Raw genomic sequence first — 22,867 nt, 5'->3', positions numbered from 1 at the left:
ATGGCGAACAAGTACCGCGTCATTCTCCAGCGCAAGAGCGCGATCGAGGCGATGTTCTCGGGCCGTGTCTATCGCGACTGGTATATCGCCCAGGCGCGCGGCTGGTTCGGCTGGCGCGAGATCAAGGTCTGCCCTACCGCCGCGGAGGCGGAGGAGGCGTGCCGCGAACATGCCGGCGGCACGTTGCTGCCGGGCGGCGCCAGGATCGTGTCCGAAGTCGTGCGGCCCGACTGATGGTCAACGCAACCCTCGCCATCGGCCAGTTCATGCTGATGCTGGTCAGCGCGGCCTTGTGGGTGGGCGGCGGCATCCTGCTGATGGGACTGGCGGGGATCGGCATCGTGGGTGGCGTGGCTTTCATGGCGCGGCGCTGGCTGCGACTGCGGTAGCCGCGGCCGCTCACCCATCCGCGATTATCGTAATTCCGCTGCCAGCGAGCTTGCCCTCCAAGCCTCCAACGACAGAATGACGTTCACCAACTCGCGATTCGATGATCTGCCGTGCAGATCGACATACAGCGTAGGGAAGTGCAGGTCGGGAAGGGCACTGACCGTCTGCAGCGGGAGAGGGATCGTTGCCAGGGTGATGGTTTTCCCGGGCCCTGCCTGCGCCGGGAATGCAACAAGGGTCGTGGGTTGCTTCCGACCGCGCGGATGCATCAGGCCAAGGAAGAAACGCCCTCCATCGGTGAATACCGGCCACGTTGCGCCGAGCACCTGACCACGAAGATAGGGTGTGCCGCCGTGCATTCTTGCGGCAGGAGCCAGCACGGCCCGTGCGCGGACGGGTTCGATCCGCATCGTTGACGTTACGATGTTTGGATCACCGCCGTTCCAGCCGGAAGGCCCTGACACGGGATTGCCGCACCGGTGGTGCACGCCGAACGCTTGGTCCAGCACAATCCCCCGGAACCGGCGGTCGGAGGAGTGGATGGCGATGCCATTGCCATGATAGTTCAGACGGCCGACCTGATATGTGGCCGGCACGGACGGTTCCGCCGGGCGGATGAGCGTGCCGCCGACCTCCTGTCCGGACAGTTGGCGGGCAGTGATGGCAATGGGCGTGCTCAGCGTCGCTTCCAACCGGGCGCAATCGGCCGCTGCGCCCGAGGCCATGACCGCCAGCATGATCGTCCACATCTTTTCACCTCTCCTTCCGTGATCACGCCGTTGAAGCTTTTTACCACCGGCATCGCTGGCTAAGAGCCGTCCCGACTCTGGAGGAACATCGTGACGAAACGCATCGCATTGCTGCCTGGGGACGGGATCGGGCCGGAGGTCGTGGCGGCCGCGCGGCAGGTGCTGGAGCATCTGTGCGGCGATGCGCTCGCATTCGAGACGGCGGCGGTCGGCTATGCCGCCTATGAGAGCGATGGCGAGCCGCTGCCGGCGGCGACGCTGGATCTGGCGCGCCGGGCGGACGCGATCCTGTTCGGCGCGGTGGGCAATCCGCGTGGCGACGCACTCGCCCGCAATCTGCGGCCTGAGCAGGCGATCCTGGGGCTGCGCAAGCATCTCGGCCTGTTCGCCAACCTGCGTCCCGCCAAGCTCTATCCCGAGCTGGCCGACGCGTCCGCCTTGCGGCCCGACGTGGCGCGGCGGATCGACCTGGTGATCGTGCGCGAGTTGAATGGCGACGTCTATTTCGGCGAAAAGGGGATGCGCACCACCGCCGCCGGCCGCCGCGAAGGCTATGACATCATGTCCTATGACGAGGATCAGGTGGCGGCGATCGCGCGTGTCGGGTTCGAGACGGCGCGGGCGCGGGGCAAGCGGCTCTGTTCGATCGACAAGGCCAATGTGCTGGAAACCTCGCAGCTGTGGCGCGACGTGGTGATCGAGGTGTCGGCGGATTATCCCGACGTGACGCTCAGCCACATGCTGGTCGACAATGCGGCGATGCAGCTGGTGCGCGATCCCGGCCAGTTCGACGTGATCGTCACCGGCAACCTGTTCGGCGACATCCTGTCCGACCAGGCGAGCATGTGCGCGGGATCGATCGGGATGCTGCCCTCCGCCTCGCTCGATGCCGATCAGAAGGGGCTGTACGAACCGATCCACGGCTCCGCGCCCGACATTGCCGGCCGGGGCAAGGCCAACCCGCTGGCGACGATCCTGTCGGCGGCGATGATGCTGCGTTACTCGCTCGGGCTGGCGGCGGAGGCGGACCGGATCGAGGCGGCGGTGGCGCGAACGCTGGCGGACGGCGTCCGCACCGCCGACCTCGGCGGGGAGGCGAGCACGGCGGAGATGACGGCGGCGGTCTGCGAACAACTGTAAAGGAAGCTTTACATTTGTCTAAACTCCTGTAAAGCACGCTTTACAGGAGGTGGCCTATGTTCACGATGCGGACGTACCTGAAGGAACTGGCGGCCGGGATGGGCCTCTATCTCGCGTTGCTGGCGGCGACGATCGTGGCGGTGCATCGCTGGCCCGTGCACGGCGGCACGTTGATCGTGCTGCTGCTCGTGCCGATGATCGGGATCGCGGCGGTTGCGGTGGCGGTGCTCCGTGGCCTGTGGCGGATGGATGAGATGCAGCGCCGCATCCAGATGGATGCGATCGCCATCAGTTTCCTGGTCACCGCCGTGGTGACGCTGGGGTGGGGCTTTGCGCAGTTGGGCGGTGCGCCGCGGCTGCACCCCTTTGCGGTCTGGCCGATCATGGCCGTGTCGTGGATGGCGGGCCTGCCGATCGCCCGCCGCCGCTTCCGATGAAGAATCGCATATCGGAACTGCGCACAGAACGCGGCTGGAGCCAGGGGCAATTGGCGGAGCAGCTGGCCGTATCCCGCCAGACGGTGAACGCGATCGAGAAGGGGCGGTACGATCCCAGTCTGCCGCTCGCCTTCGCGCTCGCCCATCTGTTCGGGCTGACGATCGAGGCGATGTTCGACCCGGAGTGACATGGGTTTGCGGCAGCCATGTTGACGCGCCCATGCGCCGGGGGGCAAAGACCGGCGCCATGAAGCGCAAGACCGGTCAGGATCGTTCCGTCACCTCCCGCTGGCGTCCCGCGACGCAGGCCGTACGCGGCGGCACCGCGCGTTCGGAATATGGCGAGACGAGCGAGGCGTTGTTCCTCACCTCCGGCTATAGCTACGATCGCGCCGCCGATGCCGCGGCCCGGTTCGCGGGCGAGCAGGCGGGGATGACCTATTCGCGGTTGCAGAACCCCACGGTCGAGATGCTGGAACAGCGCATCGCCTTGCTGGAGGGGGCGGAGGCGTGCCGGTCGATGGCGACCGGCATGGCGGCGATGACGGCGGCACTGCTGTGCCAGCTGGAGCACGGCGACCATGTCGTGGCGGGGCGCGCCGCCTTCGGCTCGTGCCGCTGGCTGACCGATACGTTGCTGCCTAAATTCGGCATCGCCACCACCATCGTCGACGGGCGCGACACCGATGCGTGGCGCGATGCGATCCGACCCAACACGAAGCTGTTCTTCTTCGAGACGCCGGCCAATCCCACGCTGGACATTGTCGACATGGCGGCGGTGTGCGGCATCGCCCGGGCGGCGGGCGTCACCACGGTGGTCGACAACGCCTTTGCCAGCCCGATGCTGCAAAGGCCGCTGGAATATGGCGCCGACATCGTTGCCTATTCCGCCACCAAGATGATGGACGGGCAGGGCCGTGTCTTGGCCGGCGCGGTGTGCGGGCGGGAGGAGTTCATCGAGAAGACGCTGCTCGGCTTCACCCGCAACACCGGGCCGACCCTGTCCGCGTTCAACGCCTGGGTCGTGCTGAAGGGGCTGGAGACGCTGGACCTGCGCATCCGCCGCCAGAGCGACAATGCGCTGGCGGTCGCAACCTTTTTGGAGGATCGGGTGGCGACGCTCTATCCCGGTCTCGCCAGCCATCCGCAGCACGCGCTGGCGATGCAACAGATGGCGGCCGGCGGTACGATCATCGCGCTGACGGTGGATGACGGGCGCAGCCAGGCCCATGCGCTGCTGGATGCGTTGGCGCTGATCGACATCAGCAACAATATCGGCGACTCGCGCTCGCTGATGACGCATCCCGCCTCCACCACTCATGCCGGGCTGAGCGAGGACGTGCGGCAGGACATGGGCGTGACCGAAGGGCTGCTGCGCCTCAACGTCGGGCTGGAGGATCCGGCGGACCTGATCGACGATCTGGACCAGGCGCTGAGGGTTGCGGGGCTGTGACGCCGTTCGACATGCTGTTCCCCTATAGCGCTGCGACCGGCGACATGGTGGTGCGCGTCTCCGTCAGCTTCCTGCCCGACCAGTCGCAGCCGGAGGCCGGGCGCTGGTTCTGGGCCTACCATATCCGGCTGGAGAATAAGGGCGCGGGCGAGGTTCAATTGCTGACGCGGCGCTGGATCATCACGGACGGGCGCGGCGAGCGCCACCTGGTGGAGGGCGAGGGCGTGGTCGGCGAACAGCCGGTGATCGCGCCCGGCGGCTCGTACGATTATGTCTCCGGCTGCCCGCTGGATACGCCGAACGGGACGATGGAGGGCAGCTACCGCATGCTGCGCGGCGATGGCACCAGCTTCGACGCCGCGATCCCGCGTTTCTCGCTGATCGGCCCGGCGGTGGCGCGATGAAGCGGACGCACCTGCCGCTCAACGGCCTGCGCGTGCTGGACGCGGCGGCGCGCTATTTGTCCTTCACCCGCGCCGCCGACGAGCTGGCGGTGACGCCCGCCGCCGTCGGCCAGCAGATCAGGACGCTGGAGGATGTGCTGGGCGTGGTGCTGTTCCGCCGTACCGCCAAGGGGCTGGAGCTGACGCCCGAGGGGGCGGCCGGGCTGGAGCCGCTGCGGCGCGGTTTCCTGGAGTTCGAGGAGGCGGTGCGCGCCATGCAGGCGCAGCAATCGTCCAAGCGGCTGACCATCGCCGCGCCGCGCGACCTGACCGCCAAATGGCTGGCGCGGCGCCTGGCCGATTATGGCCGCAGCGATCCGGAGCTGGGCTTCGCCATGGTCGCGGCGGACGACAGCCTGGACTTCACCCAGGCCAATCTCGACGTCGCCATCTGCCTGGCGGAGGAGAAAGGCGAACATGAGGGCGTGATGATCGGCCCGCGCGAGCATGTGACCATCGGCCGCGCCGACGGGCCCGACCGGGTGATCGGCTGGCCCGGCTGCCCGATGAAGGAAGGTGACCCCGCCATCACCGTGGCCGACGCCGGCCTGGCGATCGACGCCGCCGCCGCCGGCCTGGGCCACGCCACCGTTCCCGCCTTGCTGGCGGATGGCGACCTGGCATCCGGGCGGGTGATCGAACTGGCCCGACGCCCCTGCTCCCGCGCCTATTGGCTGATCGCGCCGGTCCCGCAATGGCGGCAGAAGAAGGTCAAGGCGCTGGTCGCGGCACTGGGCGGATAGGGGCACAGCTTTTTTTGGGGCCGCAAAGACGGGGGTGTCGGCGTCGCCTGCCCTGATCGGGGTGCGGCACATCCGAAGCCTTTTCTGTCCGTCTTTCTTGTTATCCTTGGATGCAAGATGGCTCATGCCTATTCCGCCGATCGGCTCGCTGATGATCGCGCCGCAAATGCCGCCTCCCTCGCCAATGTTCGCTCCGGTCAGCGCACCGCCGGGATCGTTGGCCGCAACACCTTTCTTCGCCGCGGCGGCGACACGCGGATCCTTGTCTTGAGAACTGTTGTCACCGTCATCGACAGTGGTCTCGATCGCGTCCAATGCGATGCCTACGAAGTTCTAATCCGGTTGGATACATAGATCCGCGATGGTCCGGGGAGGAGCGATGTAATTGCCGGGATGGTTGTTGACGGATCACTATCTTCGCTGGGTGCAGGCTAGACCTCTGGCACATGCTTCATGACAGGGCTTGAGACTTGGGCTATACTGCTTGGGAAGCGGAGCGGGTATGGCGGCTGCTCGACTGGATGAGGTGAATCTGCCGGCGGGGCGCGGGGTTCGGCGGAGCGTCCTGAAGGCGTGCGCCATGACGCTGGTGGCGGCGAGTTGGGCGAGCGGGGCGATCTTCGGCGCCTACATTCTCGCTTTCTTCGGCGGCGTTGCGCTGAGCGGGACGGCGGACCGGTGGAACGAGTCGCTGCCGCAATTGCACGATGCCGCGACGCCGCTGGCGACGATCGCCATCGGATCGCACTTCATCACCGGGGGGACGTTGCTGCTGCTCGGGCCGATCCAGTTGATTGGGGCCGTCCGCCGCCGCGTGCCGAGGCTGCATCGCTGGATGGGTCGGCTCTATGTCCTGTCCGCCGGGCTGGCGGGCTTGGGCGGTCTCGCCTTCATCGGCGCCAAGGGCACGATCGGCGGGGCGGTGATGAGCGCGGGCTTCGGGCTTTACGGCACGTTGATGGTCGGCTTGGCGGTGCTGACCTATGCCGGCGCGCGCGATCGCCGGTACGAAGCGCATCGCGCCTGGGCGATCCGGCTGTTCGCGCTCACGGTCGGCTCATGGTTGTACCGGATGGAATATGGCTTCTGGTTCCTGACGGTCGGACGCATCGGCCACGATCCGGATTTCAGCGGCTGGTTCGATGCGGCGATGGCCTTCTTCTTCTATCTGCCGAACCTGGCGGTGGCCGAGTTCTTCATCCGCGCAAAACGAAGCACGTCGAATTCCGCCACGAACTGGGCGGCGGCGGTCATCTTGCTGCTGGCGGCCATGTTCGTGATGGTGGCGACGTGGAGCTTCACCGTCGATTATTGGGGGCCGGGCATGGTGAGCGGGTTCAGCGGCGCGCCCGCCGCCTGACACCGCCCCCTCCGGACGGCGCTGCTCAGGCGTCGATCGCGTCTTCCTCGATCGCGGCGGCGTTGGCCTGGATGAAGGCGAAGCGGTGTTCGGGGTGCTTGCCCATCAGCCGGTCGACCAGATCCTTGGTGCCCCGGCGTTCCTCATATTCCTGCGGCAGGGTGATGCGGATCAGGGTGCGGGTGGCGGGCGCCATGGTGGTTTCGCGCAATTGCTGCGGGTTCATCTCACCCAGCCCCTTGAAGCGCGACACTTCGACTTTCTTGCCCTTGAACGCCTTGGCCTCGATCCGGGCGCGGTCGGCATCGTCCTTGGCATACAGGCTCTTGCCCCCGGCGGTCAGGCGGTAGAGCGGCGGCTGGGCGAGGAAGACCCGGCCCTCGCGCACGATCGGCGCCATTTCCTGAAAGAAGAAGGTCATCAGCAGGGTGGCGATGTGCGCGCCGTCGACGTCGGCGTCCGTCATGATGACGATCCGTTCGTAGCGGAGGGCGGCGGCATCGCAGCGGTCGCGCGTGCCGCAGCCGAGCGCCAGGATCAGGTCCGCAATCTCGCTATTGGCGCGGATCTTGTCGGCGCTGGCGGAGGCGACGTTCAGGATCTTGCCGCGGATCGGCAGGATCGCCTGCGTCTTGCGGTCGCGCGCCTGCTTGGCGGAACCGCCGGCGCTGTCGCCCTCGACGATGAACAATTCGGTGCCGTCGGGATCGTCATTGGCGCAATCGGTGAGCTTGCCGGGCAGGCGCAGCTTGCGCGCGCTGGTCGCGGTCTTGCGCTTCACGTCGCGTTCGGCCTTGCGCTTCAGCCTGTCGTCCATCCGGTCGATGCAGAAGCCCAGCAAGGCCCGGCCGCGATCCATATTGTCGGACAGGAAATGGTCGAAATGGTCGCGCATCGCCCCTTCGACCAGCTTGGCGGCCTCGGGCGAGGTCAGGCGGTCCTTGGTCTGCGACTGGAATTGCGGATCGCGGATGAAGACGGACAGCATCAGCTCCACGTCGGTCACCACGTCCTCGGGCGCGAGGTCCTTGGCCTTGCGGTTGCCGACCAGCTCGCCGAAGCTGCGCATCCCGCGCACCAGGGCGGCGCGGAGGCCCTGTTCGTGGGTGCCGCCATCGGGCGTCGGGATGGTGTTGCAATAATAGCTGTAGCTGCCGTCCGAATAGAGCGGCCAGGCGACCGCCCATTCGACCGAGCCCTGGCCGTTGGCGAAGTCCTGGCGACCGGCGAACGGCTCGGCGGTGGCGCATTCGCGCTTGCCCAATTGTTCGCGCAGGTGGTCCGCCAAACCACCGGGAAACTGGAAGCTCGCCTCCGCCGGGGTGTCGTCCCCGATCAGGTCGGGGTCGCAGCGCCAGCGTATCTCGACCCCGGCATAGAGATAGGCCTTGGACCGGGCGAGGCGGTAGAGCCGCGCCGGCTTGAAGCGCGCGCCGTCGCCGAATATCTCCGCATCGGGCGTGAAGGCGACGCTGGTGCCGCGCCGGTTCGGGGTCGGCCCGACCGTGGTGAGGGGCGAGCTGGCGTGCCCCTTGGCAAAGGTCTGGCGATAGAGCGTGCGGTCGCGCGCCACCTCCACCACCGTGTCGGTCGACAGCGCGTTGACCACGCTGATGCCGACGCCGTGCAGGCCGCCCGACGTGGCATAGGCCTTGTCGCTGAACTTGCCGCCCGAATGGAGCGTGGTGAGGATCACCTCCAGCGCCGACTTGCCGGGATATTTGGGGTGCGGATCGACCGGGATGCCGCGGCCATTGTCGACGATGGTCAGGCGGTTGCCGGCCTGCAACGTCACCTCGATCCGGCTGGCATGGCCGGCCACCGCCTCGTCCATCGCATTGTCCAGCACCTCGGCGGCGAGATGGTGAAAGGCGCGTTCGTCGACGCCGCCGATATACATGCCCGGGCGGCGGCGAACGGGTTCCAGCCCTTCCAACACCTCGATCGCGGAGGCGTCGTAATTGTGGGACGCGGAGGATGCGGTGGGAGAAGCGAAAAGGTCGTCGGCCATCGCCCGCTTATCTAGCGACGGAGAGGCCGTCTGTCAGCTAGCGGCCGAGATTTGCGCGGATCGCCCAGGCATCGCCCGCCCAGTTGCGCGCATCGGGGGCGCGGCCTTCGGCCGCCGGGGCGTCGTCCAGCAGCGGGTACAACTCGCTCTCCTCCCGATCCATCATCCCGGTGAGGCTGGCGAGCAGGTGGCGGGTGGCCGCGCGGTAGCCGAACCAGTCGGCCCGCACCGTATCCTCCGTCCAGCGCGCGCCATGGTGCTGATAGGCTCCGTACAGAGCGTTGAGGTCGATGCGGAAGCCGGCCATGCGGGCGCGCACGGCGGGATTGTCATGCGCCTCCAGCCGGCGGAACACATGGCGGTCCTCGACCGGCAGGTGGCGGAGCATCAGCCGCGCCATCGACCAGCGCGTGTCGGTGAGCGTGCCGTCGGACGGTGGCTCCGAAGCGGCGAGCATGCCCCCAAGCGTGGCGGCAAGGTCGCGCAATTGGGTATGTTCCGCCAGCAAGCGGGCCAGAATCGGATCGGACGGAGCCATGGCGGCACCATGGCGAACCCGCGTTTACAGGGCGTTACCGTGGGTTACGGACGCGCCGCCGCTTGGCGTCGCTCGGCCTTGCGCATCGGCATGGCGTCGATTGCCTGGATCAGCCGGCGCGCCGGGATGGGGCCGGGCGAAGCGAGCGCGACATTGCCGTCCTTGCCGATCAGCAAGGCGCGGAAATCGCTCTCGCTGACATGGAAACGCTGGCGGAGCTTGGCGGCTTTATCGTGTGCCCCGATCACGCGGGTACGATCCACCTGAACCAGAATCAGGTCGCGCTCGGCGGCGGAAAGGCCGATCCGCGCCATGGCCTGGCGCTGTGCGGTCAGGCGGGGATCGCCCAGCGTGGGCGTGAAAGCGAGGACGATGCGATTGTGGTAGCGCATCCCGGCCACGGAGCGGAGGTCATCGCTGGTCGCGGCGGCGGGTGCGGCGATCAGGAGGGCGAGCAGGAGGGGAAGGACGCGCATCCGCCTTGGAACGCGCAAGCGCCGACTCGGTTCATCGATCCCGCCGGACGAGCAAGCGGGAAGGGGGATGGGGACGATTCGCCCCCACCCGATCGGGATCAGCGGACGCGCGGGCCGCCATAAGGCAGCGGCGGCGGCGGGCGACGGTCGCGACGCGGCAGCTGCGCCTGATAGGCGACGGAGCAATGTTGCAGGCAATATGGAAAGCCGGGGTTCACCGCATCACCGCAGAAGTGGAAATCCGGCTCGCCCGGATGGCCCAGCGGCCACTTGCAGATACGGTCGTTGAGATCGAGCAGGCTGGTCTTGCCGGCAACGTCCGTCGACGGCTTGGCCGGAACCAGGCGGCGCGGCGGGGCGGGCGGAATCGGCGACTGCTGTTCGTGCGGGTTCTGGCGCTGGAACCCGCCCGGGCCGATCGAACGGACTACCGGAGCGTCGGCGGCCGGCGGCGGAGTCGCACCGGGTGCCACGGCCGGGCCGGCTGCGGCGGACGGGCTGGATGCGGGGGCGGCCGCAACCGGTGCCGGCTTCGGTTCGGGAGCAGGTGCGGGCGGCGGAGTCGGTGCGGCGGCGATCGGCTTCGGCGCGGGGGCTGCCTCCACCACCGGGGCAGGCGCAGGCGCAGGCACAGGGGCGGGCGCCGGAGCCGCCGATGGGGCCGGCGCCGCCGCTGACGCAGCCGCCGCCTCGCTCGACTTGACCGGCGAGGGGCGCGACTGCAGGCCCAAGCGATGCGCCTTGCCGATCACGGCATTACGGCTGACCCCGCTCAATTGCTCCGCAATCTGGCTGGCGGTCATGCCCTGCTGCCACATCTGCTTGAGCTGATCGATCCGCTCGTCGGTCCACGACATTGATAGGCTTCCCATGGCTTCGAGGCTTGCCGCTGCGTCACGCGGGGACTACCCGGTGCGTCATGCGTGAAACCCCGATCGAAACTAAACGCCCCGCCCCCGGCGAACCGGTGATCGCGATGATCAACTGGGACGGATTGCGCGCCCTCTATATCAAGGAGGTGCGCCGGTTCTTCAAGGTGCAACTGCAGACGATCTGGGGCCCGGCCTTTTCCGCGCTGCTGCTGCTGGTCGTTTTTTCCATCGCATTCGGGCGCAACGGCAACATGGTGATGGGCGTGTCCTTCGCCCATTTCGCGGCACCGGGCCTGATTGCGATGGCGATGATGCAGAATGCGTTCGCGAATTCCAGCTTCTCGCTGCTGGTCGGCAAGATCCAGGGCAACATCACCGATTACCTGATGCCGCCTATCTCCGCGGGCGAGCTTCTGTCGGCGCTGATCGGCGCGGCGGTGACGCGGGCGGTTCTGGTCGGGCTGGCCCTGCTGCTGGTGATCAACATCTGGCCGGGCGGGGTGCTGCCGCGCGTGCCGCTGGCGGCGATCTATTTCGGGCTGATGGGCGCGGCTTTGCTGTCGTTCATCGGCGTGCTGACGTCGATCTGGGCCGAGAAGTTCGACCACAATGCGACCATCACCAATTTCGTGGTGCAGCCCTTGTCGCTGCTGTCGGGCACCTTCTACTCGATCGACGGGCTGCATGGCGCGTTTCGCACGTTCAGCCATCTGAACCCGTTCTTCTACGTCATTTCCGGCTTCCGCTACGGTTTCCTGGGGGTGAGCGACAGCAATGTGCTGGTGGGCGCGGCAGTGTTGTTCGGCGTGAACCTGGCGCTGGGCATCCTGTGCTACGCCGTGCTCAGGAGCGGCTGGAAGCTCAAGAACTGAGCTGTCCAGCCGCCAGCCGGACGAATGCGGCCGACTGAAGCGTCAAAGCGAGGCTTCAGGCTCCTGCGCGCCCGCCGCCGGACGGCGCGGGCGCGAAGCGGCATCCGTCACAGGCGCGACAGGGCTTCCTTGATCTTCAGTTTCTGCTTCTTCAGCATCGCCACCAGCGTGCTGTCAGGCCGCACGCGGTGCTGTTCGTCCCTCAGGCGTTCGTCGAGGCGGGCATGTTTGGCCATCAGCATCGTAGAATGGGAATTTGTCATTCGACTCGCTCCTTCTTTCCATTCGGACAAGGATAGTAAACCACTGAAACGCCGCTTTGTCCCAGGGCGATCTCCACCATTTCCCGCAAATCCGCACCGCTTCGCCGTCGCCCTTGAGCGTGGGTTCACGAACCCTTAGGAAGCGCGGCGGTAACGGGCGGGGCAGATGGACGAAGCGGACATCATTCAGGAAATTGGCGCGTTGCGGCAGGAGCATCGTGACCTGGACGCGGCGATCGACGCACTGGCGTTCGCGTCGGCAAGCGACCAGTTGCAGGTTGCGCGGCTGAAAAAGCGCAAGCTGATGCTGAAGGACCAGATCGCCGCCCTGGAGGATCAACTGATCCCCGACATCATCGCCTGAGGCGGTCGCCGCCGGCACCATGCCGCGCGGTGGCGGTGTAGGTTCGGCAAATATGGGTGTGCGAGGCTTGCAACAAGGAAGCTTTGCGACCGGCGCGTTCCGTCGCCTGCCCGGCGATCGGTGGGGGCTTGCGGAATTGTCTGTCTTGATCGCGCGGCACGAAGCCGGAGATCGTGACGCCGCCCGCTCACCCCAGCACGCGACGTCGACAGTCCATGAACCGCAGCGCGAAGCATGCGGAAGAGACGGAATCTTTGGCGAAGCGCTTCCTGCTGTTCGCATGAGGCAGACCCCGCGCCGGTCGTTCTCCCCCGCCGTGACACGGGAGAGCAGGCTTCGTCCCACACCTCCGGATGTGCGAAACGGGTGCCGATGTACCTGATATGTTCCGGTTTGTCAATCCGGCCTGGTGGTGAAGGCGGCGGTGAACGCCTAACTGAGGCTTGGGCGTCGAGGGGTGGACATGATGTTGAAGCGTTTGAACGAGTTGGGCAGCCGCATTGCCGGGCGGACGGCGGACCTGGCGGGCGCGCCGCTGGCGATCGTGCTGGTGGCGATGTTCTGCGCCGGCTGGTTCCTGAAGTCGGGCGAGGGCGGGGAGAATCTGCTGACGCTGATCCTGTCCGTCGCATCGATCACGCTGACGCAGATGGTGCTGAACGGCCAACGGCGGAGCGAACAGGCGCTGCATCTGAAGATGGATGAACTGGTCTATGCCATGCAGGGCGCGCGCAATGCGGTGGCGGGGATCGAGTCCAAGTCCACCGAGGAGCTGGAGGCGCTGCGCCGGACCGGCGATGCGGCCGAGGAGGAACTGGAGGAGCGGCAGGGGCGGTAGCGCCGTTCGCGGTGGCTCCTGTGAAGGCGGGGGCGCGGGTGGTGAGGCAAGCTGGTTCAGCATGGCCGAACCCGTCAGGCCATCAGGGATGGACCTCGATCCGTTCCTCATCGGGGTCGAGCGGTTCAAACCGGGCCTGCAACGATGCGAATGTCTCCGGGGTGATGGTGAGGGCGCCGTTCAGCTGTTGATTACGCCGCGCGATCCGGGTCCACGCAATCTCCGCCGGGCGGTTCAGGCGGTACATCGTAGCCTGTCCACCGAGCGTCGCGACCAGGCGGCGGGTCCGGTCCCGCTCGGCGCGGGTCCAGGGGCCGCAATCAAGGACGATGTTTACCCCCAACATGAGGCAGCGCGTCCACATCGCCTCCATCACCTGCGACACGCGACGGGCATGGGCGGCGAAGTCGGCAGCCATGGGGTCGCTGCCGTACAGGCGGCTCATCCACTCGTCGTGGGTGAAGCGGATGGCGGTGCGATCCCGCTCCAACCGCTTGGCAAGCGTGGTTTTGCCCGCACCAAGGAAGCCGTGCAGCAGGAAGGCGGTGGGAGGTTGGATCATGCCGGCAACTTGCATCCGATCCCGCCCACGTTCGAGCGGGATCGTGCCTGCGACTTCGGACCGGCGAGATCGCGAGCGGCGACAGGGCGATCGGGGCTGTTAGTCAAGCGGCGGCAGGCACTGGCGGCCAAGCGACGTGCCCGGAACGACAACGACCCCCTTTCGCAGGCGCGGAAGGGGGTCGGGATCGGCGGACGCGCCAGCCCTTGGGGGCAGCGCGTCCTCCTGCGGTGGGCCTTGGGTCAGGCGGCCTGACGGTCGCTCACCGCGCCGATCGCCTGCGGCTGGATGCCGCCGTTGATCTGGCCATCGATCTGGATGGTGCGCGGCTTCTTGTGCTCCGGCACTTCCCGGACCAGCTGGATGTCGAGCAGCCCGTCATTGTAGCTGGCACCCGTCACCTTGATGGTGTCGGCCAGCTGGAAACGACGCTCGAACGCGCGCTTGGCGATGCCGCGGTGCAGGAACTCGCGGCCTTCGCCTTCGGCTGCGTCCAGCGCGCGGCCGGTGACGATCAGGACATTGTCCTGCGCGGTGATATCCAGCTCGTCGCGGCGGAAGCCGGCGGTGGCCATGGAAATCCGGTAAGCGTCGTCGCTCACCTTCTCGATGTTGTAGGGGGGATATGCCTCACCTTCGCCACGGGTCGCGAAATCGACCAGGCGGTTGAGGTTCTCGAACCCGATGGAGGTGCGCAGCAGGGGCGCGAAATCGAATGCACGCACGCGATCAATCCTTTCAAGCGATCGAACATAATGCCCGCGGACATCCGCCGGACCGTGTCGCCCCCGCCCCTGATGGGCACGGAAGCTATCGAAAAGGTAGGAAAAGCTAGCGTGTTTTCAAGCGGACCGCTAACCCCGTTCGTGCATTCGGAAGCAAGCTGGACCGTTCAACAAGCGGCCGCGCGAAAGGGTGAAGCGAATGTCCGTTGTTTCCGCCGGCCCGACCTTTTCGGATCGGGTAGCCGAGGCGCTGTACGGCGAGGCGCTGGCGCTCGCGGACCAGACGCACGGCTATTACGACGCGGCCGGGCGCGAGGAGCGCGAAGGCCTGGCCCCGGCGCAGCGTGTGCAATTTGCGTGCGAGGCGTTGAAGGCGACGACGCGGCTGATGCACGTCATCGCCTGGCTGGCGATGCGGCGCGCGATCGCCCGGGGCGAAATGGCGGAGGGCGATCCCCGCTCGGCCGAGCGGCGGCTGGGCGACAGTGCGGCAAGCGACATGGCGGTGCTGGACCGGCTTCCCTCCTCGGCGCGGCAGCTGATCCTGGCGGGAATCGACCTGTATGAGCGGGTGGCGCGGATCGCGGACGGGCCGGACGCGCCCGCCGCCGCCGCCAGCCCGGCGCGCGCGCTGATGGAACGACTGGAGAGTGCATTCTGAACAGGTCCGCCGCTTTGATCGCCGCATTGCTGCCGCTGCTGCTGCCCACGGTGGCGGGCGCGGCCAAGGTCAAGATCCCCAAGGATGCGCCGTATTGCGCGGCGACCGGCACGCGGCCGACATTCGTATCGCCGATGGGGGAGCCGTTCCGCGCCGCGCCGGGACAGCCTTATCCCGCCGCCGCCTGGTTCGCCGCCGCCGACCGTGACGGGGACGGCGCGATCGGTGAGGCCGAGATGGTGCGGGATGCGGCGCGCTTCTTCGCGACGCTGGACAGGAACCATGACGCCCGGCTGACCCCGGACGAGGTGACCGCCTATGAGCATGAGGTCGCGCCGGAGATCGCCATCTACGCTTCCGACCGGCTGGCGTTCGCGCGGCGGCCGGGCAGGCGCAGGGCGGGCGAAAGCGGCTATGGCGGGCCTTCGGGCGCGGGGCGCTATGCCTGGCTGAACGTGCCCGAGCCGGTGTCGGCGGCGGATGCCGACATCGATCGGGTGGTAACGGCGGACGAGTTCAATGCGGCGGCGGCGCGGCGGTTCGATGCGCTGGATGGGCGGCAGAGCGGGCGATTGCGCCTGTCCGACCTGCCGCGCACGCCGCAGCAGGTGCAGATGGAGGGACCATGCTGGCCGCGCCCGACGGCGCCCCTGGCGGAGCCGGGCCGGGAGCGCGATCAACCGCGCTGAACAATCTTGCGGTGGCGTGAAACAAAATTATTGTAGGCCCCATAATCAACACCTGCATGGACGGGATGTTGGATGAGGATGACCGACAAGGCCGGCGGCGCGGGCCGTAATCTTCCGCCGCTATCGCTGCACGTGCCCGAGCCGCAATACCGGCCGGGCGACCCGGTCGATCATGCCGGTTTCAACCGGGGCGAGGCGGGCGCGGTCGCGCGGCCGTCGATCGATGCCGATCCGGCGACCATGCGCGACCATGCCTATGGCCTGATCCGCGTGCTGGACGATGCGGGGCAGGCGCTTGGGCCCTGGGACCCGCGACTCGACCCCGAACGGTTGCGGCGGATGCTGCGCGACATGGCGCTGACCCGCGCCTATGACGAGCGGCTGTATCGCGCGCAGCGGCAGGGCAAGACCAGCTTCTACATGAAATGCACGGGCGAGGAGGCGACCGCCGTCGCGCCCGCCCACGCGCTGGATCGGGAGGACATGATCTTCCCCTCCTATCGCCAGCAGGGCGTGCTGATCGCGCGGGGGTGGAGCCTGGTGGACATGATGTGCCAGGTCTATTCCAACCGGGCCGACCGGCTGAAGGGCCGGCAGATGCCGATCATGTATTCCAGCCGGGAGGCGGCCTTCTTCTCCATTTCCGGCAATCTCGCCACGCAATTGCCGCAGGCGGTGGGCTTTGCGATGGCGAGCGCAGCCAAGGGCGACACGCGCATCGCCGCCGCCTGGTGCGGGGAAGGATCGACGGCGGAGGGCGATTTCCACTCCGCCTGCACCTTTGCCAGCGTGTATCGCGCGCCGGTGATCCTGAACGTGATCAACAATCAATGGGCGATTTCCAGCTTTTCGGGCTTTGCGGGCGCGGAGGCGACGACCTTCGCGGCGCGCGGTGTCGGCTATGGCATGGCCAGCCTGCGGGTGGACGGGAATGACGCGCTGGCGGTCTATGCCGCGACCGAGTGGGCGGCGGAGCGGGCGCGGGCCAATGCCGGCCCGACCCTGATCGAGCATTTTACCTATCGCGCGGAGGGGCATTCCACCTCCGACGACCCCACCAAATATCGATCGGCCGAGGAACATGCGAAATGGCCGCTGGGCGATCCGGTCGCGCGGCTGAAACAGCACCTGATCGCGATCGGGGAATGGGACGAGGCGCGTCACGCCGCGATGGACCAGGCGGTGGCGGAGGATGTCCGCGCCGCGCAGAAGGAAGCGGAGGGGATCGGTGTCCTGTCAGACGGGCTCCACCAGCACCCCTTCGCCACCATGTTCGAGGACGTGTTCGAGGAAATGCCATGGCACCTGCGCGAACAGAGCGAACAGATGGCCGACGAACGCAAGAAGGCGGGAATATGACCGAGCCCGCGACCCGCACCATGAACATGATCCAGGCGATCAACTCCGCGCTGGACGTGATGATGAAGCGCGACGGCGACATCGTCGTGATGGGGGAGGATGTCGGTTATTTCGGCGGGGTGTTCAAGGCGACGGAAGGCCTGCAGGGCAAATATGGCAAGACCCGCGTGTTCGACACGCCGATCACCGAGCTGGGCATCATCGGCGTGGCGGTGGGGATGTGCGCCTATGGCCTGCGCCCGGTGCCGGAAATCCAGTTCGCCGACTATATCTACCCCGCGCTCGATCAATTGGTGAGCGAGGCGGCGCGGCTGCGGTATCGCTCGGCGGGGGAGTATGTCGCGTCGATGACGGTGCGGTCACCCTTCGGCGGCGGCATCTTCGGCGGGCAGACGCACAGCCAGAGCCCGGAGGCGATGTTCACCCATGTCGCGGGGCTGAAGACCGTGATCCCGTCCAGCCCCTATGACGCCAAGGGGCTGCTGATCGCGGCGATCGAGGACAATGATCCCGTGATCTTCTTCGAGCCCAAGCGCATCTATAACGGCCCGTTCGACGGCCATTATGATCGGCCGGTCACGCCCTGGGCCAAGCATCCGGCGAGCGCGGTGCCGGAGGGTTATTACCGCGTGCCGCTGGGACAGGCGGCGACGGTGCGCGAGGGCGGGGACCTGACCATCCTCTGCTACGGCACGATGGTGCATGTCGCGACGGGCGTGGTCGAGGCGATGGGGGTGGACGCGGAGGTCATCGACCTGCGTACGCTCGTGCCGCTGGACATCGTCGCGATCGAACAGTCGGTCAACAAGACCGGCCGTTGCGTGATCGTGCACGAGGCGACGCGCACCAGCGGCTTCGGGGCGGAGCTGGCGGCGCTGGTGCAGGAACGCTGCTTCTACGCGCTGGAGGCGCCGATCGAGCGGGTGACGGGGTGGGACACGCCCTATCCGCACAGCCTGGAATGGGCCTATTTCCCGGGTCCGGTGCGGCTGACCCAGGCGATCGAAAAGGTGATGGAGGGCTGAATGGCGCGGGTCCCGTTCAAGCTGCCGGATATCGGCGAGGGAATTGCGGAGGCGGAGATCGTCGCCTGGCACGTAAAGGTCGGCGACCGGATCGCGGAGGACGACCCGCTGTGCGACATGATGACCGACAAGGCCACGATCGAGATGACCGCCCCGGTCGGCGGCAGGGTGATGGAGGTTGCCGGGCAGGTCGGTGACCAGGTCGCGATCGGATCGGTGCTGGCGGTGTTCGAGAGCGAGGGCGGTGCCGCCGTGGTGGAGGCCACGGTGGAGGTGGCCCCGAACGAGGCCGCGCAGGTGGCCAAGGCGGATCCGGCGCCGGATGCCCGGCGTGTCGAGCCCTCTCCCCAGGGGGGAGAGGGTTGGGTGAGGGGGGACGACGCTGGCGCGGAAGACGACCTCGACGGGCGTCCCCCTCATCCCGGCCCTTTCCCCCCAGGGGAGAGGGAGCAGGCAGGGGAGAGGGCGGCGAAATCCAGGCGCGTCCTCGCGTCACCGGCCGTGCGGGCGCGGGCGCGGGCGTTGGGGATCGATCTGGCGGCGGTGAAGGGCGAGGGCGACCGCATCCGCCATGCCGATCTGGATGCGTTCATCACCTACAACCAGGGCTATCGGCCGTCCGGCGTGGGCCGGCCCGACGAAGTGGTCAAGGTGGTCGGCCTGCGCCGGCGGATCGCGGAGAACATGGCCGCGTCCAAGCGGCACATCCCCCATTTCACCTATGTCGAGGAACTGGACGTCACCAAGCTGGAGGCGTTGCGCACCGACCTGAACGCGACACGCGGAGGTAAGGAGCGGCTGACCATCCTGCCGCCGCTGATCCTGGCCATCTGCAAGGCGCTGCCCGCCTTCCCGATGATCAACGCGCGCTATGACGACCAGGCGAACGTCGTGACCCGCTACGGCGCGGTGCATCTTGGCATCGCGACGCAGGCCGATGCGGGGCTGATGGTGCCGGTGATCCGCGACGCGCAGGCGCGGAACGTCTGGCAATTGGCGGCGGAGATTGCGCGCCTTGCCGATGCGGCGCGGACGGGCAAGGCGATGCGCGAGGAACTTTCTGGATCGACCCTGACCCTGTCGTCCTTGGGCGCGCTGGGCGGGATCGCGGCCACCCCGATCGTCAACCGGCCGGAGGTGGCGATCCTGGGCCCCAACAAGGTGGTCGAGCGGCCGGTAGTACGCGACGGCCGGATCGAGGTGGGCAAGGTGATGAACCTGTCCATGTCCTGCGACCATCGCGTGGTCGACGGTTATGATGCCGCCGCTTTCGTGCAGGCGATCAAGCGGCTGGTGGAAACGCCAGCCTTGCTGTTCGTCGAAGCGTGACCGGCGGCGGCGGGCCGCCGGGCATTATACCAGCGTCGGTCGTTCGCCCCGCGTCGCGGCATCGACCTCGGCCGCGGAACGCGGTTCCGGCGCGGGCAGGCCGAGATAGGCGAGGCGGCGCACCTCCCGCCGGCCACGCACGACGGTGTCCAGCGTCAGCCCGGTGAAGAGGTTGAGGAAAGCGAGCAGCATCAGCCCCATTGCGAGAATGGCGGTGGGGAAACGCGGCACCAGACCGGTTTCGGCATAAGTGAGGATCAAGGGGATCGACAGCAGCACGCTGACCAGCGCCAGCACCCCGCCGATCGCGCCGAAGAACAGCACCGGCCGCTCGATACGATAAAGCGTGAGGATGGTGGACAGGATGCGGAAGCCGTCGCGGTAGGTCGACAGTTTGGATGTCGACCCTTCCGGACGCGCGCCGTAGCGGGTTACGACCTCCCCCACGGGAACACGCAGTTCCAGTGCGTGGACGCTGATCTCCGTCTCGATCTCGAACCCGGTGGTCAGCACCGGAAAGCTCTTCACGAAGCGGCGCGAAAAGACGCGATAGCCGGACAATATGTCGCTGAAGGTGCGGCCGAACAGGCGCGCCAGCAGATTGGTGAGCAAAGCATTGCCGAAGCGGTGGCCGCGGCGATAGGCGGCCTGAACCTCGCTCTCGCGCGCGCCGACCACCATGTCGAGTTGCTCGTCGCGGAGGAGCGCGATCAGCCGGGGTGCGGCGGCCGCGTCATAGGTGGCGTCGCCATCCGCCATGACATAGACGTCCGCCTCCACATCGGCGAACATGCGACGCACGACATGGCCCTTGCCCTGCATCGTCTCGCGCCGGACGATCGCGCCGGCAGCGGCGGCGACCTCGGCCGTGCGATCGCGGCTATTGTTGTCGTAAACGTAGATAGTGGCCTCGGGCAGCGCCGCGCGGAAATCCGCCACGGTGGCGGCGATTGCCGCTTCCTCGTTGTAGCAAGGGAGGATCACCGCCACCCGCATTGCCGGCCGGCCATCTTGTTCCGCATCCATAAGGCGGCTTAAGCACAGAAATGTTGAACTGCAACGTCAAGGTCGCATAGCGCCGCAACGGTGCATCGCGGGGGAAGAACGGAATGGAACAGCGCAACGGGGTCGCGACGCGGCTGATCGGCTGGTTCGCGACATCGCCCTGGACCATTCCGCTGATCTTTGCGGCAAGCGCGCTGATGCGTATCCTGTGGGTGTTCAAAGCCCGCACGACCGGCCCGTTGCTGAGCGAGATCCATCAGGTGACGGCGACGCTGGCCCGGACCGGCGTGATCGCCAACGCCTATCATATGGACGGCATACCGACCACGCATGTTGGCTTTGTCGCGCCGGCTTTGGGTGCGGCGGTGTACCGGCTGTTCGGCATCGACAGCCTGCCATCCGAAATGATCCTGTTCGGGCTGGCGACGGCGATCCTGTTCGGCACGATGCTGCTGCTGGATCGCTGCTTTGCCCTGCTGGGCGAGACGCAATTGATGCGGCGGCTGGCGATCGCCTTGTTCCTGTTGGTGCCGGTGAACATCAATATGGAAACGCAGGACTTCCGCATCCGCGAGGGCAATGAGGCGTGTTTCGTGCTGATGGGCGTGCTGCTCGCCGCGCTGACGCTGGATCGCGCGCGGGAGATACGGTGGCGCGACGTGATCGGCCTGGGCGCGCTGGCGGCCTTTCTGTTCCTGCTGAGCCCCGCGGTCGCGGTGCCGGCCTATGCGGTATGCGGGGTGCTGGCGCTGCGGCGGATGCCGCTCCGCCGGTGGCCGGGCATGGTCGGGATCGCCGCCGGTCTGCTGGTGCTGTTCTCGCTGCCGTGGGCGATCCGCAATCACGACATTACCGGCAAGTGGCTGTGGTCGCGCGGCAATGCCGGGTTGGAGCTGGGCGTCGGCACCTATGCCGAGGGCGTGTCGCCGGCCGATCCGGGGCTGACCTTCCGCCACCGCCTGCAGAGCGTCCATCCGTTCCAGAGCAAGGAAGCCTATGAGCGGATGCAGGCGGTGGGCGGCGAGGTCGCCTATGCCGAGGTGATGGGGCAGGAGGCGACGGCCTGGGCGCGCGCTCACCCGATGCTGGCCGCCAAGCTGTGGCTGCGCCATGTCGGCCAATTCTACATGCCGCCGCCCTGGCTGTGGAGCCTGGCGGGCCATCCCGGCCATGCCGATGTCGGCCGATCGGCCTATGCCGCCCTGTTCGTGCTGCTGGCCGCCGCGACCCTGATCGCATTTCTGTGGCGAAGGCGGTGGCTGTATCTCTACCCGCTGGCGATCATCATGACGGCGGTGATCCCTTATATCGGGCCGCAGCCGCGCACGCGCTATCGCTACATCATCACGGCGCTGCTGATCTTCCTCGCCGTGGCGGGGACGGTGCGGGCGGCACGCTGGCTGGCGGCGCGGCATCGCCGGCCGAAAGACGTGGCGGCCGCATCCTTGGGGTGAGCGACAGCCGCGCGGGCGCGGATATTCTGCCCACGGAAACACCATTTCGGTGGGAAGGCGTGACCCGAAAGGCGTCCAAGTCGTTGAGCCTGGATGGAAAATGCTCACATCGGGCAATGGCTGAGGCGGTGCTACGCGGTCCCGGATGCGACGGAGGGGGACCGCGCAACCGAGGCGCATCTGCGCCTGCTGGCACAGCGCGCGGAGGACGCGCTTGACCGGCGGGATGCGCGGCGGCTGGACAAGCGGCGTTGCTGAGGTGTTCGACCGGACGCGGCGACGGGCGGTTCAGCTTTGGCAGGCGGTGCAGGCGGAACCGTCGAGCGGGCGCTGGCATTGCGGGCACAGCATCCTGTCGCCGGGTTGCAGGCCGTCCGTCACCGTCACGCGCTGATCGAACACGAAGCATTCGCCCTGCCAGCGGCTCGCCTGCGGGGGCACCGCCTCCAGATAAGCGAGGATGCCGCCTTTGAGGTGGTAGACATCGTCCAGCCCCTCCGCCTTGACGAAGGCGGTCGCCTTCTCACAGCGTATGCCCCCGGTGCAGAACATGGCGATGCGCGGCATCGGGCGGTCGCCCCGGCCGGCGCGAAAGTCGCGAAACCAGGCGGGAAACTCGCGAAAGGTGCGCGTGTGCGGGTTGACGGCGCCTGTGAAGCTGCCGAGTGCGACCTCGTAATCGTTGCGCGTGTCGATCACGATCGTATCAGGGTCGTCGATCAGCGCGTTCCAGTCGGCCGGGGCGACATAGTGGCCGACATCGGCCAGCGGATCGATGCCGGGCTGGCCCATGGTGACGATCTCGCGCTTCAGCCGCACCTTGATCCGGTCGAACGGCAAGGCTTGCGCGCGCGAAAACTTGACCTCGATCGCGGCGCAGCCGGGCAGGGCGCGGACATGGTCCAGCACCGCCTCAATCGCTGCATCCGGGCCGGCAATGGTGCCGTTGATCCCCTCGCGCGCGATCAGCAAGGTGCCGCGCACGCCGAGATTGCAGCACCGCTCCGCCAACGGACCCTGGATCGCAGCGGGATCCTCGAACATCGTGAACTGGTACAAAGCGGCGACGGAGATGGGCAGAGAGAGGTCGTTCACCCCTGATAGGTCCT

General features: G+C 67.3%; 29 protein-coding genes. 19 read left to right on the top strand and 10 right to left on the bottom strand.

Annotated elements, in window-relative coordinates; translation table 11 throughout:
* Both Q0D93_RS02570 and Q0D93_RS02565 read left to right on the top strand, forming a co-directional pair.
* Positions 1–234, top strand: a complete 234-nt coding sequence (locus Q0D93_RS02570; RefSeq protein WP_294390922.1) for a hypothetical protein — start codon at positions 1–3, stop codon at positions 232–234.
* A complete protein-coding gene (locus tag Q0D93_RS02565) occupies positions 234–389 on the top strand; it encodes a hypothetical protein (RefSeq protein ID WP_294390919.1) in 156 nt (51 codons plus the stop codon). Before Q0D93_RS02570 ends, Q0D93_RS02565 begins: the two co-directional genes overlap by 1 nt.
* Before the next feature lie 24 nt (positions 390–413).
* On the opposite strand, the gene Q0D93_RS02560 is transcribed toward Q0D93_RS02565, so the two are convergent.
* A complete protein-coding gene (locus tag Q0D93_RS02560; protein WP_294390916.1) occupies positions 414–1,139 on the bottom strand; it encodes a hypothetical protein in 726 nt (241 codons plus the stop codon).
* A 90-nt stretch (positions 1,140–1,229) separates the two neighbouring features.
* On the opposite strand from Q0D93_RS02560, the gene leuB reads away from it, so the two are divergent.
* The 8 genes from leuB (at position 1,230) to Q0D93_RS02520 (ending at position 6,715) form a co-directional block, all read left to right on the top strand.
* Positions 1,230–2,279 carry a 3-isopropylmalate dehydrogenase gene (gene leuB, locus Q0D93_RS02555; RefSeq protein ID WP_294390914.1) on the top strand — a complete coding sequence of 350 codons (1,050 nt, stop codon included), beginning with the start codon at positions 1,230–1,232 and terminating at the stop codon, positions 2,277–2,279.
* 56 nt (positions 2,280–2,335) lie between these two features.
* A complete protein-coding gene (locus Q0D93_RS02550) occupies positions 2,336–2,716 on the top strand; it encodes a hypothetical protein (RefSeq protein ID WP_294390912.1) in 381 nt (126 codons plus the stop codon).
* A complete protein-coding gene (locus Q0D93_RS02545; protein ID WP_294390909.1) occupies positions 2,713–2,904 on the top strand; it encodes a helix-turn-helix transcriptional regulator in 192 nt (63 codons plus the stop codon). The genes Q0D93_RS02550 and Q0D93_RS02545 overlap by 4 nt, the downstream gene beginning before the upstream one ends.
* A 59-nt stretch (positions 2,905–2,963) precedes the next feature.
* Complete coding sequence (locus Q0D93_RS02540) at positions 2,964–4,169, top strand: aminotransferase class I/II-fold pyridoxal phosphate-dependent enzyme (RefSeq protein WP_294390906.1); 1,206 nt, start codon at positions 2,964–2,966, stop codon at positions 4,167–4,169.
* A gap of 11 nt (positions 4,170–4,180) precedes the next feature.
* Positions 4,181–4,573, top strand: a complete 393-nt coding sequence (gene apaG, locus Q0D93_RS02535) for a Co2+/Mg2+ efflux protein ApaG (protein ID WP_294391246.1) — start codon at positions 4,181–4,183, stop codon at positions 4,571–4,573.
* A complete protein-coding gene (locus Q0D93_RS02530; RefSeq protein WP_294390903.1) occupies positions 4,570–5,355 on the top strand; it encodes a LysR family transcriptional regulator in 786 nt (261 codons plus the stop codon). The genes apaG and Q0D93_RS02530 overlap by 4 nt, the downstream gene beginning before the upstream one ends.
* Before the next feature lie 117 nt (positions 5,356–5,472).
* A complete protein-coding gene (locus Q0D93_RS02525) occupies positions 5,473–5,709 on the top strand; it encodes a hypothetical protein (RefSeq protein ID WP_294390901.1) in 237 nt (78 codons plus the stop codon).
* Positions 5,710–5,857: 148 nt separating this feature from the next.
* Positions 5,858–6,715, top strand: a complete 858-nt coding sequence (locus Q0D93_RS02520) for a DUF2306 domain-containing protein (RefSeq protein WP_294390899.1) — start codon at positions 5,858–5,860, stop codon at positions 6,713–6,715.
* 25 nt (positions 6,716–6,740) lie between these two features.
* Here the strand turns inward: Q0D93_RS02520 and parE are convergent, their stop codons facing one another.
* From parE to Q0D93_RS02500, 4 genes are all read right to left on the bottom strand, one after another.
* A complete protein-coding gene (gene parE, locus Q0D93_RS02515) occupies positions 6,741–8,726 on the bottom strand; it encodes a DNA topoisomerase IV subunit B (RefSeq protein WP_294390896.1) in 1,986 nt (661 codons plus the stop codon).
* Positions 8,727–8,763: 37 nt separating this feature from the next.
* On the bottom strand, positions 8,764–9,264 hold the full coding sequence (locus Q0D93_RS02510) for a hemerythrin domain-containing protein (protein ID WP_294390893.1): 501 nt from the start codon (positions 9,262–9,264) through the stop codon (positions 8,764–8,766).
* 44 nt (positions 9,265–9,308) lie between these two features.
* Positions 9,309–9,740: a DUF4174 domain-containing protein gene (locus tag Q0D93_RS02505; protein ID WP_294390890.1), complete on the bottom strand. Its 432-nt coding sequence runs from the start codon at positions 9,738–9,740 to the stop codon at positions 9,309–9,311.
* Between the two features lie 98 nt (positions 9,741–9,838).
* Positions 9,839–10,597 carry a GcrA family cell cycle regulator gene (locus tag Q0D93_RS02500; RefSeq protein ID WP_294391245.1) on the bottom strand — a complete coding sequence of 253 codons (759 nt, stop codon included), beginning with the start codon at positions 10,595–10,597 and terminating at the stop codon, positions 9,839–9,841.
* Positions 10,598–10,659: 62 nt separating this feature from the next.
* Here Q0D93_RS02500 and Q0D93_RS02495 point away from each other — a divergent pair, with 62 nt between their 5' ends.
* Complete coding sequence (locus Q0D93_RS02495; RefSeq protein WP_294390887.1) at positions 10,660–11,484, top strand: ABC transporter permease; 825 nt, start codon at positions 10,660–10,662, stop codon at positions 11,482–11,484.
* Positions 11,485–11,591: 107 nt separating this feature from the next.
* On the opposite strand, the gene Q0D93_RS02490 is transcribed toward Q0D93_RS02495, so the two are convergent.
* The gene (locus Q0D93_RS02490; RefSeq protein ID WP_294390882.1) at positions 11,592–11,747 is read right to left on the bottom strand and encodes a YdcH family protein; all 156 of its coding nucleotides are present in this window, start codon (positions 11,745–11,747) and stop codon (positions 11,592–11,594) included.
* Positions 11,748–11,913: 166 nt separating this feature from the next.
* Between Q0D93_RS02490 and Q0D93_RS02485 the strand changes: the two genes are divergently transcribed.
* Together Q0D93_RS02485 and Q0D93_RS02480 are read left to right on the top strand one after the other, a co-directional pair.
* Positions 11,914–12,111, top strand: coding sequence for a DUF465 domain-containing protein (locus tag Q0D93_RS02485; RefSeq protein ID WP_294390879.1), 198 nt, complete (start codon positions 11,914–11,916; stop codon positions 12,109–12,111).
* A 463-nt stretch (positions 12,112–12,574) separates the two neighbouring features.
* Positions 12,575–12,949 carry a low affinity iron permease family protein gene (locus Q0D93_RS02480; RefSeq protein WP_294390875.1) on the top strand — a complete coding sequence of 125 codons (375 nt, stop codon included), beginning with the start codon at positions 12,575–12,577 and terminating at the stop codon, positions 12,947–12,949.
* An 82-nt stretch (positions 12,950–13,031) separates the two neighbouring features.
* Here Q0D93_RS02480 and Q0D93_RS02475 read toward each other — a convergent pair whose 3' ends face one another.
* Both Q0D93_RS02475 and Q0D93_RS02470 read right to left on the bottom strand, forming a co-directional pair.
* Positions 13,032–13,511, bottom strand: coding sequence for an AAA family ATPase (locus Q0D93_RS02475; protein WP_294390873.1), 480 nt, complete (start codon positions 13,509–13,511; stop codon positions 13,032–13,034).
* A gap of 242 nt (positions 13,512–13,753) precedes the next feature.
* Positions 13,754–14,236 carry an Hsp20 family protein gene (locus Q0D93_RS02470; protein ID WP_294390871.1) on the bottom strand — a complete coding sequence of 161 codons (483 nt, stop codon included), beginning with the start codon at positions 14,234–14,236 and terminating at the stop codon, positions 13,754–13,756.
* 199 nt (positions 14,237–14,435) lie between these two features.
* Here Q0D93_RS02470 and Q0D93_RS02465 point away from each other — a divergent pair, with 199 nt between their 5' ends.
* The 5 genes from Q0D93_RS02465 to Q0D93_RS02445 all read left to right on the top strand — a co-directional run bounded on the left by Q0D93_RS02465 (position 14,436) and on the right by Q0D93_RS02445 (position 19,299).
* Positions 14,436–14,897: a DUF1465 family protein gene (locus Q0D93_RS02465; protein ID WP_294390868.1), complete on the top strand. Its 462-nt coding sequence runs from the start codon at positions 14,436–14,438 to the stop codon at positions 14,895–14,897.
* Positions 14,898–14,911: 14 nt separating this feature from the next.
* Positions 14,912–15,586 (top strand): EF-hand domain-containing protein, encoded by a 675-nt coding sequence (locus Q0D93_RS02460; RefSeq protein WP_294390865.1) that lies wholly within the window; start codon positions 14,912–14,914, stop codon positions 15,584–15,586.
* A 78-nt stretch (positions 15,587–15,664) separates the two neighbouring features.
* A complete protein-coding gene (locus Q0D93_RS02455) occupies positions 15,665–16,945 on the top strand; it encodes a thiamine pyrophosphate-dependent enzyme (protein ID WP_294390860.1) in 1,281 nt (426 codons plus the stop codon).
* Positions 16,942–17,970: an alpha-ketoacid dehydrogenase subunit beta gene (locus Q0D93_RS02450; RefSeq protein WP_294390856.1), complete on the top strand. Its 1,029-nt coding sequence runs from the start codon at positions 16,942–16,944 to the stop codon at positions 17,968–17,970. The genes Q0D93_RS02455 and Q0D93_RS02450 overlap by 4 nt, the downstream gene beginning before the upstream one ends.
* Positions 17,971–19,299 carry a dihydrolipoamide acetyltransferase family protein gene (locus Q0D93_RS02445; protein ID WP_294390853.1) on the top strand — a complete coding sequence of 443 codons (1,329 nt, stop codon included), beginning with the start codon at positions 17,971–17,973 and terminating at the stop codon, positions 19,297–19,299.
* 24 nt (positions 19,300–19,323) lie between these two features.
* Here Q0D93_RS02445 and Q0D93_RS02440 read toward each other — a convergent pair whose 3' ends face one another.
* On the bottom strand, positions 19,324–20,325 hold the full coding sequence (locus tag Q0D93_RS02440) for a glycosyltransferase family 2 protein (protein WP_294390850.1): 1,002 nt from the start codon (positions 20,323–20,325) through the stop codon (positions 19,324–19,326).
* 83 nt (positions 20,326–20,408) lie between these two features.
* Between Q0D93_RS02440 and Q0D93_RS02435 the strand changes: the two genes are divergently transcribed.
* Entirely contained in the window at positions 20,409–21,758 is a 1,350-nt protein-coding gene (locus Q0D93_RS02435) for a hypothetical protein (protein WP_294390848.1), read from the top strand.
* A 288-nt stretch (positions 21,759–22,046) separates the two neighbouring features.
* On the opposite strand, the gene Q0D93_RS02430 is transcribed toward Q0D93_RS02435, so the two are convergent.
* Positions 22,047–22,853 (bottom strand): rhodanese-related sulfurtransferase, encoded by an 807-nt coding sequence (locus Q0D93_RS02430; protein WP_294390846.1) that lies wholly within the window; start codon positions 22,851–22,853, stop codon positions 22,047–22,049.
* Positions 22,854–22,867: the final 14 nt, after the last annotated feature.

Origin of the sequence: uncultured Sphingomonas sp., assembly GCF_934560975.1 — a bacterium.
In the GTDB taxonomy this organism is placed as follows: domain Bacteria; phylum Pseudomonadota; class Alphaproteobacteria; order Sphingomonadales; family Sphingomonadaceae; genus Sphingomonas_I.
Note: the sequence above shows the minus strand (reverse complement) of the source record. Positions and strands in the feature narration are given on the sequence as shown.